At 74.0% G+C, this 13,999-nt stretch carries 8 protein-coding genes; 2 read left to right on the top strand and 6 right to left on the bottom strand.

The features are described from left to right. Nucleotides 1–647 precede the first annotated feature (647 nt). The 5 genes from ABD932_RS24725 to ABD932_RS24705 form a co-directional block, all read right to left on the bottom strand. Nucleotides 648–2,813, bottom strand: coding sequence for a hypothetical protein (locus ABD932_RS24725; protein ID WP_345015702.1), 2,166 nt, complete (start codon nt 2,811–2,813; stop codon nt 648–650). Nucleotides 2,814–3,106: 293 nt separating this feature from the next. Beyond that, the gene (locus ABD932_RS24720; protein ID WP_345015701.1) at nt 3,107–4,189 is read right to left on the bottom strand and encodes a hypothetical protein; all 1,083 of its coding nucleotides are present in this window, start codon (nt 4,187–4,189) and stop codon (nt 3,107–3,109) included. A 271-nt stretch (nt 4,190–4,460) separates the two neighbouring features. Continuing rightward, nucleotides 4,461–5,651, bottom strand: a complete 1,191-nt coding sequence (locus tag ABD932_RS24715; protein WP_345016380.1) for a VWA domain-containing protein — start codon at nt 5,649–5,651, stop codon at nt 4,461–4,463. Between the two features lie 216 nt (nt 5,652–5,867). Beyond that, complete coding sequence (locus ABD932_RS24710) at nt 5,868–8,759, bottom strand: DUF5682 family protein (RefSeq protein ID WP_425587509.1); 2,892 nt, start codon at nt 8,757–8,759, stop codon at nt 5,868–5,870. Between the two features lie 336 nt (nt 8,760–9,095). After that, entirely contained in the window at nt 9,096–10,226 is a 1,131-nt protein-coding gene (locus ABD932_RS24705; RefSeq protein ID WP_345015699.1) for an ATP-binding protein, read from the bottom strand. Nucleotides 10,227–10,393: 167 nt separating this feature from the next. Here ABD932_RS24705 and ABD932_RS24700 point away from each other — a divergent pair, with 167 nt between their 5' ends. Both ABD932_RS24700 and ABD932_RS24695 read left to right on the top strand, forming a co-directional pair. Then, the gene (locus tag ABD932_RS24700) at nt 10,394–11,749 is read left to right on the top strand and encodes an SWIM zinc finger family protein (protein ID WP_345015698.1); all 1,356 of its coding nucleotides are present in this window, start codon (nt 10,394–10,396) and stop codon (nt 11,747–11,749) included. Between the two features lie 80 nt (nt 11,750–11,829). Next, nucleotides 11,830–13,482 carry a DUF5691 domain-containing protein gene (locus ABD932_RS24695; RefSeq protein WP_345015697.1) on the top strand — a complete coding sequence of 551 codons (1,653 nt, stop codon included), beginning with the start codon at nt 11,830–11,832 and terminating at the stop codon, nt 13,480–13,482. An 86-nt stretch (nt 13,483–13,568) separates the two neighbouring features. Here ABD932_RS24695 and icmB read toward each other — a convergent pair whose 3' ends face one another. After that, nucleotides 13,569–13,985: a coenzyme B12-dependent isobutyryl CoA mutase small subunit gene (icmB, locus tag ABD932_RS24690; RefSeq protein WP_345015696.1), complete on the bottom strand. Its 417-nt coding sequence runs from the start codon at nt 13,983–13,985 to the stop codon at nt 13,569–13,571. Between the last annotated feature and the right edge of the window lie 14 nt (nt 13,986–13,999).

Genomic DNA, 13,999 nt, shown 5'->3' with positions numbered 1-13,999 from the left:
CGTCCCTATCAGTGATCTCGCGGTTCGTTGGATGCGTGGGCGTGCCGCGAAGGGCAACGTGACGTCCGCATGTGTCACAAGGGAGGCGCACACGGTGTCCGAGCGCGCGGCATGTCCGTCTCGCAGGTTATCGCTGCTTGCGGGGGGCCTCTAAATCGCGGGTCACACCTGAGCGGTGATACCTGTCACATGATGCCGCGATCAGCAAAGATCTCTGGCACGGCGTGCCGACTGTGAGGAATCGGGAACGGACAAGGGAAGGACCTCACCGGGTTGGGGTTGACCCGGTGAGGTCCCTTGAACAGCCCGAAGGGGCACGAATGGGCCGCCCCTGTGGGCTCACGGGCCGGTGATCCCCACCCCAATGGGGATCGCCGGCCCTTCCGCGGAACTCCGGTCGAACGGTCCGACGGCTTTCGGCTGTCCGGGTCCGTCCGCTCCGCGGAGTCGGTCGGTCGCAACAGGGCGCGGCCGCGGTCGCACCCGGTGCGTGAAGCGTGCGCGGTGCTCCGCTGTGGGTGCGGTGCATGCGCTGCCTCGCTGCGCTGCGGTGCGTGCGACCGCGGTGGTCGCGTCCGCCGTGGCGGCGGGTGGTGCGTCGTACGGGGCTCCGCCGGGGGCCGCCGTACGACGACTGGGGTGGTGCGTCAGATGCGGTACGCGCCGCCGTCGTGGAGGTCCTGCGCGTAACCCGGCGTGATCGACTGGCCGACCCCGTACACGCCGCCGACGGCGTTGCCCGCCAGCGGACCGGCCGAGTCCTGGACCGTGCCGGTCAGGTCTCCGGCGAAGGGCGCGACCTGGCCCGCGACACCGTGGGCGAAGGGGTCCACCTGGCCGACGACACCGCCCGCGAACGGCTGCACCTCGCCGGCCACGCCGTACGCCAGGGTCGTGGCGCTGCCGCCGACGCCCTGCACGACCGGGCTGACGGTGTCCACGACCTGGTCCACGACGGGCCGCACGGCGCCGGTGACGCCGTACGCGAACGGCTGCACCTGCCCGGTGACGCCCTCGGCGAAGGGAACGGCCTGGCCCGCGACACCGTGGGCGAAGGGGTCGACCTGGCCGACGACGCCGCCCGCGAAGGGCTGCACATCCCCGGTCACGCCGTACGCCAGCGCGCCCGCGTCCCCGACGGCCTGCCCGGCGACCGGCACGACGCCGTGCACGGCGGTGTCGGCGACGGGCGGCAGGACCGTGCCCGTCCCGTCCGCGGTGACCTGGCCGACCAGACCGGTGGCGTACGGGGGTACGTCCGCGGCGACGCCCTGCACGACCGGCTGTACGTCGGAGACGGCACCGTAGGCGATGGGCCGGACGTCGGCGACGGTGCCGTACGCGACGTGCTGTACGTCGCCGACCGCGCCGTGGGCCACCGGCGGCACGTCCTGGACGACCCCGCCGACGACCGGCTGGACCCCCTGGACGGCACCGGCGACGACCGGCTGCACGCCCGCGACGGCCTGACCGGCCACGGGCTGGACGTCGGCGACGACGCCGTACGCCAGCGCGGTCGCGGCGTCGACCGTGTGCCCGGCGGTCCGGGCGACCCCGGCCACCGCGCCCTGGGCGACCGGCACGACGCCGTCCACCGCCTGGCCGACGACCGGCCGCACGCCGCTCACCGCGCCGCCGGCCACCGACTGGACACTGTCCACCGCGGTGGCGGCGACCGGGGTCACCCCGGCCACGGTGTGGGTGGCGGCGGGTGCGACACCGGCGACGGCGTGCTGGGCCGCCGGGACGACTCCGCCGACGGCGCGCCCTGCGACGGGCAGCACGCCGTGCACGGCCTCGGTGGCGAGCGGCGGGACGACCGCGTCGCCGGTCTGCTCGACGACCGGGGTGACCGTGCCGGGGACGGTGCTGACCGTGCCGACGACCCGCTGCTCGACGCCGCCGACCGTGCCGGTGACATGGCTCGGGACGGCGGCGACGGAGGCCTCGGCGGCCGTCTTGACCGCGGTTGCCCTGCCGGTGGCCGTGGCCGTCGCGTCGGCCGCCGTGGCCGTCGCCTCGCCCTTGACGTGGCTCACAGCGGCCTGGGCGACGTCCTGCGCACCCGCTCCGGTGCGGCCCGCGCCCGCGACGGCGTACTGCGCCTTCGTCCGTACGACGCCCTCGACACCCTGCACCTGCGCACGGGCCGCCGCCTGGGTGCCGTGCAGCCTCGTCTGCGTGGCGGCGAGCGCCTGCTCCAGCTCGGGGGCGAAGGCGGCGAGGGGGCCGAAGAGGTAGTCGATGGTGCCGGGGGTGCCCGAGGTGTCGGGGAGCTGCGGGGTGTCGTGGGGTGCGTTGCCGATGCCGGTGACGCCTGCGGAGGCACCGGCCTCTACCTGGGCCGCGGCCTGCACGGCCTGGTTCGCGCGGGCTGCCTTGGCGCCCTGGATGGCGTGGGCCGCGCCCTTCGCCTTGGCGGCCGTGGTGGAGGTGGCGGCCTTGCCGGCGGACGGGACCGCGACCTTGGCGTCGACATAACGGCGGGCCTGATCGGCGGCGCTCGCGGGCGTCGTCCTGGCCGTGTCGGCAGCCGTGCCGGCCGTGTCGGTGGCCGTGCTCGTGGCGCCGTCGGTGACGCCGGAGACGGTGTCCGTCACGTCGGAGACGACGCCGTTGAGGGTGTCGGTGACCCCGCCGAGCAGGTCGGTGGCGTCGGCGCTGTCGGCCGCGTCCGTCGCGTCAGTGGTGGTGTCCGGTACGGAGAGAGTGGAGGCGGGCAGCTCGTCCGCGCTGGCGACGGTCGAGCCGAGCGCCCAGGCGCCGGTGACTCCGGCGGCTATGACGATCGAACGGCGAATGTTCTTGTTCATGCGTGCGTCGGATCCCTAGATCTTGGGCTCCGAAGGCCCCCGGAGGAACGGAGTCGGGAAGGGACTCCGAGGCTTCGGGACTTCGGACGGTTTGGGGACATTCCGGTGCCTGACGCGGTCGCGGTCCGGGGAGTTGGGACCAGCGGGACCGGGTACGGCTCCGGCGGCTTCCGTCCGGGGGATGTCAGTGGGATGTCAGAGGGACATCCGGGAACTGGGGGTCCGGACGGTCGGGCAGACCTGTTTCCGCCCCCGCGCGGCAGGTCTGTGGCGGGGAGGGTCGGCCTGCTGTCCTACGCGGGGGAAACCGGTATGTCCCCGTGCCTGTCCTGGATCTCGTCCACGTCGGCACGGGCGGCGGCGCCGGGCACCAGCCGCAGCGGCGCCCGCTGGCTCAGCGAGACGGCGTGCGCGTCCCCGTGCCGAGGCGTGCTGTTGTCGCCCGCCGAACGGCTGCCGCCCACACCGCCCGGGTGATCGACCGGCGCCTGCTGCGCGGGAGCGCCGACGGAGGGCGCACCACGGTGCGCGCCGGTGGGCGCCGGGACGCCGGGCGCGGCGGAGTCGGCTACGTATCGCGGACCGTAGGCGACGGGTGCGGCGGTGCCGGTACGGCCCTCGCCGTCGCTCCCGTCACCGGGCGCGGGCGCCGCCGGTCCCGGCTGCGGCGTCGGGGTGAAGGTCGCGGGCAGGGTCTGGGCGGGGATGCCGGGGAGGTTCGGGAGGGTGGGGAAGCTGGGCACGCCGGGGACTTCGAACCCCGGCCAACTCGGCCAGGTCGGCGACTCCGGCACGGTCGGCAGGGAGGGCAGCGCAGGCAGAGTGGGCAACGCCGACAGCGGCGGCGCCTCCGCCAGGCCCTCGGTCGCCGACTCGACCACCTCGACGACCGGCTTGACGACGCGATCGCCCACGCCGGGGAGGACGCCGTGGGTCACCGGGCGGAGAACCTGGTCGTCCGTGGCGTCGGGGGCGGTGGCGTGGTCGGCGTTGTCGGTATCGGTGTCGGTGTCGGCGGGGTGCGGGGCTGCCGGGGCCGGGGCGTGGAGGGCCCAGGGGTGCGGAGTTGCCGGCGGGGCCGGGGCCGGGGCGGTCCCCTCGTCCTTCGGCGCCGAGGGCGAGGCGCCGACGGAGGCGTCGGGAGCCGAGACCGAAGACGCCGAAGACACCGATGGCACCGATGACACCGAAATGGACGGTGTGGACGCTGTGCCGGAGCCCACCGACACCCCGTCCGCCGCATACGCCCGCTCCCCGCAGAGGAACCCGAGCGCGAACAGACCGCCCACCACCAACGCCACCTGCAGCGCACGCCGCCCGGCCGCCGTGCGCAGGACGCGCAGAGCGGCTACGGGCAAAGCTGCTGACCAGGTCAAGACGGGGTGGGTCCTCCCGTGCGGCGGAACGAAGTACACGTGGTGGGCGTCGAGTCGGCGCGACGCGGTGTGTGCGGTGTGGTGTAGTGCGGGCAAGCGGGGCGCGATGCACCGCTGAAGAGGCGCGTCGATCCTCGCACGCCCCTCCCGAGGTCACGCAAGCCCCCCGCTACCGATGGGCACTCATGTCCGTTTTGCTGGCCCAAGTCGGTCGTCACCAGGTCGACAAATCACCGGCAAATCCTCGCCATTGCCCTCCTCATCCCTCTCGTCATGCGGCGTCCGGCACCGGAATAGGTCGCTTCTCGATGGCCGCAGCCATCACCTCCGGGAACAGGTCGGGCGTACAGGCGAAGGCCGGTGCGCCCAGCGCCGCGAGTGCGGCCGCGTGTTCCCGGTCGTACGCGGGTGCCCCCTCGTCCGACAGCGCCAGCAGCGCCACGAACTGCACGCCCGACGCCTTCATCGCGGCGACCCGCTTGAGCATCTCGTTCCGAATGCCTCCCTCGTACAGGTCGCTGATCAGCACGACCACCGTCTCCGCGGGCCGGGTGATCTGCGACTGGCAGTACGCGAGCGCCCGGTTGATGTCCGTGCCACCGCCGAGCTGGGTGCCGAAGAGGACGTCGACCGGATCGTCGAGCTGGTCGGTGAGGTCGACGACGGACGTGTCGAAGACGACCAGCCGCGTGCTGATGGACCGCATCGACGCCAACACGGCCCCGAACACCGACGCGTACACCACCGAGGCCGCCATCGACCCCGACTGGTCGATGCAGAGGATGACCTCCTTCTTCACCGACTGCGACGCCCGCCCGTACCCGATGAGCCGCTCCGGCACGACCGTCCCGTACTCCGGGAGGTAGTGCTTGAGGTTGGCCGCGATCGTGCGGTTCCAGTCGATGTCGTGATGGCGCGGCCGGTTGATCCGGGCGCTGCGGTCCAGGGCGCCGGTGAGGGTGGCCCGGGTGCGGGTGGCGAGCCGCTTCTCCAGGTCCTCGACGACCTTGCGCACGACGGCGCGTGCCGTCTCCTTGGTCGTCTCCGGCATCGCCCGGTTGAGCGAGAGCAGCGTGCCGACGAGATGCACGTCGGCCTCCACCGCCTCCAGCATCTCCGGCTCCAGCAGCAGTGTGGACAGTCCGAGTCGGTCGATGGCGTCCCGCTGCATGACCTGGACGACGGATGACGGGAAGTACGTCCGGATGTCCCCGAGCCACCGCGCCACGGACGGCGCCGACGCCCCGAGCCCCGCCGAACGGTCCCTTCCCGACTGCCCCTTGTCCCCCTTGCCGTAGAGAGCTGCCAGCGCCCCGTCCATCGCGGCGTCTTTTCCGGAGAGCGCGTACCCGGTGCCGTCCGCGTCGTCTCCGCCCAGCACCATCCGCCACCGCCGAAGCCGCTCCGGCGCCGGGTCCATCGCCTCGCCCGTCGTGTTCGTCGCGTTCGCCCCGTCCATCATGTTCGCCGTGTTCGCCGTGTTCGCCGTGTTCGCCGTGTTCGCCGTGTTCGTCATCGGCACGCTCCTTTGCTAGGCCGCTCCCACAACGGGATCACCGGCACGGTCGTCGTGGGCCGGCCCGGCGCCGACACCCGATGCGGTTGCCCGACGGCGCCCACCGCTCCGCCCCGCGCCCTCGGCTCCCTCACACCATCAGCAGTCATCCCGTCGCCCCAGTCATCCCGTCGCCTTCACAAGGTCGTTCTCGCGGCCCGCCCGCCTGTTGTCGCCGAGGCCGCTCTCGATGTCCTGTCCCAGTCGCTCAAGCCCCAGCAGCAACCGCACCACCGGCACCACGGCGTCCGCCCGCTCGGCGTCGAGTTCGGCGGCGAAGCCGGGTATGCCCGGACCGCCGACCCCCGCGCTCCCCCGCTGCCCCGGCCCACGCCGGACCAGCTCCCCCAGCGTCCGCCGCACCCCCGGCTCATACGCCGAGAAGGTGCGCCTCAGCAGCGGCAGCACATCCGTGAACGCGTCCGCCGACACCCCCGTCAGCCACGCGTCGACCAACCCGAGCAGCCGCTCGTCGTGTACGAGGAGCATCCCGCCACCGGATCCCCCACCGACGAACCCCTCGATCCACGCGGCCGCGTCGGCCGGCGGCGTCCCCGGCGACAACGCGAGCCCCATCAGCCGCGCCGCCTCGTCCTGCACCAACTCCCCGTCGTCCAGCAGCAACCGCACGCTCCGCCCCCGAATGACACCGGGCACGGTGTCCCGTAGGGACAGCACCCGGAGCACCCTGTGCCACCGCTTGCGCAGATCCCCGTGGCCGAGGGCGCCCGGCGGGTTGCCCGGGGCGGAGCGGGCGCCGTCCCGCCCCGATGCGGAAACCGAGTCCTCGGTATCCCGGGCCGACCCGGACACCGAGACCTCGGCGCCTCGCCCCGACCCGGATTCCGGCTCCCCGACATCCCACCCCGCTCCGGATGCCTCCGAGCCCAGTGCGTCCTCCGCCGAACCCACCGCGTCACCCAGCAGCCCCACCGCTCCGTGCACCGCGTCCACATGCCGCCGCATCTCCTCGGACGCGTCCGCGTCCAGGGCGGCACAGGCCGGGGGCAGGCCGACGAAGATGCGCTCGGCGAGACCCGCGGCGACCTCTGCCAGCGCGCCGGTGTCGGTGCCCCGGACGTCCCCGTACCGCAGGGAGCGGACCAGCGCGGGCATGGCCTGGGCGAGATGGCCGACGTCGGTGTCCAGGGCGGCCCGGTCGGCGAGGATCCGCATCACCACGGGCAGCGCGTCCGGCAGTTCGGCCAGCAGGCAGCGCTCGGCGAGCGCGGTGACGTCGGCGAGGCCCTGCGCGGCGACGGCGTCCGCCTCCGCCTTGGCGGTCGCCGCCGCGAACACGGTGGTCCCCCAGACCCCGGCCTCCGCGACCCGCACGGACAGCTCGGGCTCCCACCGCAGCCGCCACGTCTCCCGGAACGTCCCCGTACTGCCTCGCGACGCGACCGGCTCACCCCACTCCACGCCGAGCAGCCGCAGCCGGTGCAGCAGCCTGCTGCGCTCGGCGTCGTTCTCCTTGCGCAGGTCGAGCTCCAACTCCCGCTCCGGCGCCTCCGGTTTGAGCCGCAGCCGACGCTGGATCCGGTCGAGGTCCCGCTGCAACGGCACCGCCGGCGCCGACGACGGCACCTCCCCCAGCACGTCCCCCACGACCAGCCGGTCCCGCACCAGCGCCAACGGCACGTCCGAGCCGTCGCACATCACCGCCCGCACCGCGTCGGTCGTCTCGCTCAGCCCCGGCAACGGGCGCCCCCGCATCGCCGCGAGCGTCTCGGCCAGCCGCACCGCCTCGATGACGTGCGCCGAGGACACGATCCGGTCCTCGTCCCGCAGCAGCCCGGCCACCTTGGTCATCCACCGCTCGACCGGCCGGTCCGGCGCGCCGAAGAGATGCCCGTACCACCCCGGCGAGTCGATCCCCGCCCCGTACCCGCTGACCCGAGCCAACCGGCGATACGTCCACGGCACCCAGGTCATGTCCGCCTTGACCTTGGGCAGCCCCTTCAGCAGGGCCTTGTCGGCGGCCACGGTGCTCTTCTGCCGCAGCGCGGGCACATGCCACGCCCCGCACACCACGGCAATGTCGTCCCCGAACTCCCGCTGAGCGGCCCGAACCTGGAGCCGCATATACGCCTCCCGCACGAGATCCCGCTCATGCCCACCACTCCCGTACGCCTCCCGCAGCGCCCCCATGGCCTCCTCCAGCCCGAGAAACGGCGCGAACGCGTCCCCGTCCCCCACACCCCGGTGCTCGACGACGTCCTCCCACCACCGCTCGGGATCGTCGTAACCCGCGGCGTCGGCAAGCACGGCCAGAGGATCGACCCGGACATCCGCACCGGATCCACTCCCCTCGGCCGACTCTCCGCTCCCCTCGGCCCGCTCTCCGCCAGGCTCCCCGCCCCGCTCGTCCCCAGACGCGCCGCCCCGCTCATCGCCAGCCTCTTCGCCCCGTTGCCGAGTGGGCTCCCCGCCACGCGCACCGGCCCTCTCTCCACCAGGATCACCAGTCCGCCGGTCGCCAGGCTCGCCGGCCCCCTCGCCGGCAGGCGCGCCGCCCCCCTCTCCCGCACTCTCTCCGCCAGGCCCGCCGCCCCGCTCGTCGGCAGACACCCGCTCCGCGTCCTTGCCCCACGCCAGCGTGTGCGTGGCCGGCAGGTCGATGAAACGGGCCGGGACCCGGTGCTCCAGGGCCCAGCGGATCGCGACCCACTCCGGGGAGAACTCGGCCAACGGCCAGAAGGCCGAGCGGCCGGGCTCGTCCACGGCGTGGGCGAGGAGGGCGACCGGCGGCCGCATGGCCTCGTCGGCGGCGAGCGCGATCAGGGCATCCGCCTCGGGCGGCCCCTCGATCAGCACGACCCGCGGCCGGGCCGCCTCCAACGCCCCCCGCACGGCCCGCGCCGACCCGGGCCCGTGGTGCCGTACGCCCAGCAGCAGCGGGCCGACACCCCGGCCCTCGCTCCCGGACTTCTCAACGCCAGTCACACCGTCCCCCTCGCTCCCCAACTGTCCGACACCGCCACCGATCACACCGCCCCGCCAGGTCTCACCCATCAGGTCCCATCCGTCAGGCCTCGCCGTCCGCCAGGTCCCGCCCGTCAGGCCCCGCCCACCAGACCCCGTCCGTCGGCTCCGACCGTCAGACCGCGCCCCGTCCGCCAGACCCGCCCACCAGACCCGTCCACCAGGTCCCGCCCACCAGAGCCCGCCGTCAGGCCCCGACCGCCAGACCCGCCCACCAGACCCGCCCGCCAGAGCCCGGCGTCAGACGCCCCGCCCGTCAGCCCCCGTCCACCCGACGCCCCATCTCCCTGACCACTCCCACCACAGACCCACCCGACTTCGACCCACCACTCGGCCGGCCCCACCCCAGGTCGTCGCTCTCGCCGTTCACGCGCTCACCTCCCGGCACGCCCGGTAGAAGTCCGTCCAGCCGTCCCTCTCACGCACGACCGCCTCCAGGTACTCCTGCCAGATGACCCGGTCGGCCGCCGGGTCACGGACGACCGCGCCGAGGATGCCGGCGGCGATGTCACCGGGCCGCAGCACCCCGTCGCCGAAGTGCGCGGCGAGAGCAAGGCCGTTGGTGACCACGGAGATCGCCTCGGCCGTCGACAGCGTGCCGCTCGGCGACTTCAGCTTCGTGCGGCCGTCGGACGTCACCCCGTCCCGCAGCTCACGGAAAACGGTCACGACGCGACGGATCTCGTCGATGCCGTCGGGCGCGGCCGGCAGTTCGAGGGAGCGGCCGATCTGGTCGACACGGCGGGAGACGATGTCCACCTCCGCCTCGACGCTCTCCGGCAGCGGCAGCACGACCGTGTTGAAACGGCGGCGCAGGGCGCTGGAGAGGTCGTTGACGCCACGGTCCCGGTCGTTTGCCGTGGCGATGAGGTTGAAGCCGCGGACCGCCTGCACCTCCTGCCCCAGCTCCGGTATCGGCAGGGTCTTCTCCGACAGGATCGTGATCAGCGTGTCCTGCACGTCGGCCGGAATACGGGTCAGCTCCTCGACCCGGGCCGTCATCCCCTCCGCCATGGCCCGCATGACCGGGCTGGGCACGAGGGCGTCCCGGCTCGGCCCGTGCGCGAGCAGCTGCGCGTAGTTCCAGCCGTACCGGATCGCCTCCTCCGGCGTGCCCGCCGTGCCCTGCACGAGCAGCGTCGAGTCGCCGCTGACCGCAGCGGCCAGGTGCTCGGAGACCCAGGTCTTCGCGGTGCCGGGCACGCCGAGCAGGAGCAGGGCGCGGTCGGTGGCGAGCGTGGTGACGGCGACCTCGACGATGCGGCGCGGGCCGACGTACTTCGGTGTGATCACCGTGCCGTCCGGCAGCGTGCCGCCGAGCAGATAGGTCGCCACGGCCCACGGCGACAGCTTCCAGCGGGCCGGGCGGGGACGGTCGTCCTGTGCGGCCAGCGCGGCGAGTTCATGGGCGAAGGCGTCCTCGGCGTGCGGACGCAACTCTTCGGTCGGGTCCGACTCCCCCGCTTCGACGGACGTCGGTTCTACGGACACAGGCATGGCGAAGTCCCCCTCCAGCTCGGCCGGTTCAGCCGGTCTCGGATCTGGCACCCACCGTGCACCACGCCACTGACAACGCGTTCCGACCTGCGAAAACGCGCTCACGAGACCGTCGGCGAGGCCTTCGCCCCGGCCGATTGTCAGTGGTGGGACCTACCTTCGATGACATGACTCAGCAGGGGGTGCGCTGGACCGCGGACCAGGTGCTGGCCTTGGCGCCTGACGCCGCATCACGCAAAGCGGGAAGCAAACTCGGCGCGGCGGGGCCGTGGTCCGAGGCGGGGAGTGCCGACGAGGGGACGGTGTGGGGACTGTGCAAGGGAAGTGGCAGCAAGCCGTATCAGACGGTCATCGACATCGCGGACGCCTCCGGGCCCGCGTACAAGTGCAGTTGCCCGAGCCGGAAGTTCCCGTGCAAGCACGCGCTCGGGCTGCTGCTGCTCTGGGCGGAGGGCGACGGAGCCGTGCCGCCCGGGTCGCCGCCGGACTGGGCGGAGGAGTGGATAAAGGGGAGAAGGCAGCGCGCGGAAGAGAAGCGGACAGCGGGCGCGTCCGGTACCGCCTCCGGGTCGGGTGACCCGGAGGCGGCGCGGCGCAGGGCGGAGCGCCGGGCCGCGCGGGTCACCGCGGGGGCCACGGAGCTGGAGCAGCGCCTGGCGGACCTGCTGCGCGGCGGCCTGGCCGGCGCGGAACAGTCGGGGTACGGCCTGTGGGAGGAGACGGCGGCCCGCATGGTCGACGCGCAGGCCCCCGGACTGGCCGCGCGGGTGCGGGAGCTGGGGGCGATCCCGGCGTCCGGCCCCGGCTGGCCGGTGCGCCTGCTGGAGGAGTGCGCCCTGCTCCATCTCCTCGACAAAGGCTGGCTGGGCCGCGAGCGGCTGCCCGACAGCCTGGCGGACACGGTCCGCTCCCGCATCGGCCTGCCCGCGTCGGCGGACGGCCCACCGGTCCGGGACCGCTGGCTGGTCCTCGCCCAGTACGACGCGGCGGACGTGAAACTGACGACGCGCCGGATATGGCTGTACGGCGCCGACTCGGGCCGTACGGCGCTGCTCCTCTCCTACGGCGCCGCCGGCCGCGCCCCGGAGCTGGCGCTCCCGGTGGGGCTGGCCCTGGAGGCGGAGGTGTCGGCGTACCCGGGCGCCGGGCAGCTGCGGGCGGCTCTGGGCGAGCAGTTCGCGCCGCCCGCGCCGGCGGCGATACGGCCACCGGGTGTGACGACCGCCGAGGCGACCGCCCGTTACGGCGAGGCGCTGCGCGACGACCCGTGGCTGGACTCGGTCCCGGTGACCCTGGGCCGGGTCGTGCCGACCCCGGACGGCGACTCGTGGCAGCTGGCGGACGCCGACGCGGAGACGGCCCTGCCGCTCACCCCGGCCGCGCGTGCCCGCCCGGGCCTGTGGCGCCTGGTCGCACTGTCGGGCGGAGCCCCGGTCAAGGTGTTCGGTGAGTGCGGCCACCGCGGCTTCACCCCGTTGACGGCCTGGCCGGAGGGCACGGGCGAGGCGGTGCAGCTGTGCTGAGCGGTGCGCCTCGGCACGACCTTGCCACGGACGCCCCCAACCCACGGCATCCAGCACGAAGGCAGAAAGGAAGGACCCTCATGAACAGCCCCTCCGTTCCTGTGGATTCGCCTCCCGTGAACCCGCCCGCGCCGGGCGCCTGGGAGGAGCTCGTCACGGCGGCTCTGCTCGGGACGGACCGACGTACGCCACCGGGCTGCGAACCGGGCCGGGAGGCGCCGGTGGCGCTGCTGGACGCGGCGGCCGTGGAGACCGTAAGACGGCGGGCCGGGCTGCGCCCGACGCGAGCCGCGCAGCGGCCGCGGCCGGCCCCCGATGATCCGCGCCCCGCTCTGCCCGCGGCGGCGGCCCGCAGGCTGGCGATGCTGCTGGCCGACCGTCCCGGCGTGGCAGGCGGCGGCCGCAGAGGCACGGCGCCCGACCTCATGGAACTGCTGCCCCAGTGGCTCGCGACGGCGAACGACCGCGGTTACGCACCGCCTCCGCAGTCCCTGCCCACGCTGCTGGACGCGGCGCGGGGGCGTACCGATCTACGGCCCGCGGCGCTGACCTTCGCCGGTCCACGGGCGGTGTGGCTCGCCCGGCTGAACCCGGACTGGCGCTTCGCCCTACGCGCGACACCCGGCGGCGGCGCGGCGCTGCCGCACCTCGATGACGCTGCCGAGGTCCAACAGCTGTGGCAGGAGGGGTTGTTCGCCGAGCGGGTCGCCCTGCTCTCCGCGATACGGGCGCGAAAGCCCGGCGCCGCGCGCGAGCTGCTGACCACGACGTGGGCGACGGAGCGCGCCGAGGACCGGCTGATGTTCCTGGACTCGCTGCGGACCGGGCTGGAACCGCAGGACGAGCCGTTCCTGGAGCAGGCACTGGCCGACCGGAGCCGCAATGTCCGGGCGACGGCGGCGGAGTTGCTCTCCGCGCTGCCGGGTTCGGCGCTCGCCGCACGGATGGCGGCACGCGCCGGGGCGTGCGTGGCCCTGGACCACACCCGGACGACGCCGACGATCAGCGTCGAGGCGCCGCACCAGTGCGATGCGGACATGGAGCGCGACGGCATTGTGTCCAACGCTCCGGCGGGGCGGGGTGAACGGTCGTGGTGGTTCGGCCAGTTGGTGGAGGCGACGCCGCTCGGCACATGGCCGGGACGGCTCGGCGGTCGTACGCCCGGAGAGCTCGTGGCACTGCCGGTGACGGACGACTGGCAGGGCGAGCTGCACGCGGCATGGTGCCGGGCGGCGGTACGGCAGCGGGACGCCGACTGGGCGCGGGCGCTCCTCGGGTCGCCCTCGGCCCCCGAAGCCGGCGGGCCGGGAGCGGTGTCCCTGGCCGAGCGGGCGAAGCTCCTCGGCACGCTGGGCGCCGCCGAACGGGGCGAATGGGTCGCCGGATTCATCGCGACGCACGGTCTGTCCGAGGCGTTTCAGCTGCTCGGGGTGTGTGCGGTGCCGTGGGCGCCGCCGCTCGGGCGGGCGGTGGTCGACGCGCTCAACATCGCGCGGGACGCGGGGAGTTATCCATGGAGTTTCAGTGGCGTGATGGGCCTGGCCGAGCGCTGCCTCGACCCGGCCGAGGCGAGCCGCCTCGACGGCCTGGTGGCGGTACCCGACGAGCCGGAGGACGCGTCGCCGGGGGCCGGAGGGTACTGGGCGGAGGCGTTCCAGCGCCTGGTGACGACGTTGCGCTTGCGTGCAGCCATGATCGAGGAGCTGGAGGTGATCAGCCCGTCCGGCGTTTGAGGACGAGGCCGTTCAGGCCGATCGGGGGTCTGATGGCGCCGGCCCCCAGGGACGGTCACCCCCACTCACCCGCACCGCACAACGACCTACGCCCCCGCCGGCTGACGCACGTTCGCCCGCACCCAGTCCACGATCGCCTGCGTCGTCGCCCCGGGCGTGAAGATCTCCGCGACACCCTTCTCCTTCAGCGGGGCAATGTCCGCCTCGGGGATGATCCCGCCACCGAAGACGAGGATGTCCTCCGCGTCCCGCTCCTTGAGGAGCTCGATCACCGCGGCGAAGAGGGTGTTGTGGGCGCCGGAGAGGATGGAGAGGCCGATCGCGTCGGCGTCCTCCTGGATCGCGGTGTCGACGATCTGCTCGGGTGTCTGGTGGAGCCCGGTGTAGATGACCTCCATGCCGGCGTCGCGCAGCGCCCGCGCGATCACCTTGGCTCCCCGATCGTGGCCGTCGAGCCCCGGCTTGGCCACCACCACGCGGATCGGACCGGCTGCCACACCCATCACTGCCTCCATGA

This window comes from Streptomyces shaanxiensis (assembly GCF_039537145.1).
GTDB classification, from domain to species: Bacteria; Actinomycetota; Actinomycetes; order Streptomycetales; family Streptomycetaceae; genus Streptomyces; species Streptomyces shaanxiensis.
Note: the sequence above shows the minus strand (reverse complement) of the source record. Positions and strands in the feature narration are given on the sequence as shown.

Coding starts and splice junctions, on each gene's coding strand:
- ABD932_RS24710 (WP_425587509.1), bottom strand. CDS start 8,759: ATGGGTGAGACCTGGCGGGGCGGTGTGATCGGTGGCGGTGTCGGACAG.
- ABD932_RS24715 (WP_345016380.1), bottom strand. CDS start 5,651: ATGATGGACGGGGCGAACGCGACGAACACGACGGGCGAGGCGATGGAC.
- ABD932_RS24700 (WP_345015698.1), top strand. CDS start 10,394: ATGACTCAGCAGGGGGTGCGCTGGACCGCGGACCAGGTGCTGGCCTTG.
- ABD932_RS24725 (WP_345015702.1), bottom strand. CDS start 2,813: ATGAACAAGAACATTCGCCGTTCGATCGTCATAGCCGCCGGAGTCACC.
- icmB (WP_345015696.1), bottom strand. CDS start 13,985: ATGGGTGTGGCAGCCGGTCCGATCCGCGTGGTGGTGGCCAAGCCGGGG.
- ABD932_RS24695 (WP_345015697.1), top strand. CDS start 11,830: ATGAACAGCCCCTCCGTTCCTGTGGATTCGCCTCCCGTGAACCCGCCC.
- ABD932_RS24705 (WP_345015699.1), bottom strand. CDS start 10,226: ATGCCTGTGTCCGTAGAACCGACGTCCGTCGAAGCGGGGGAGTCGGAC.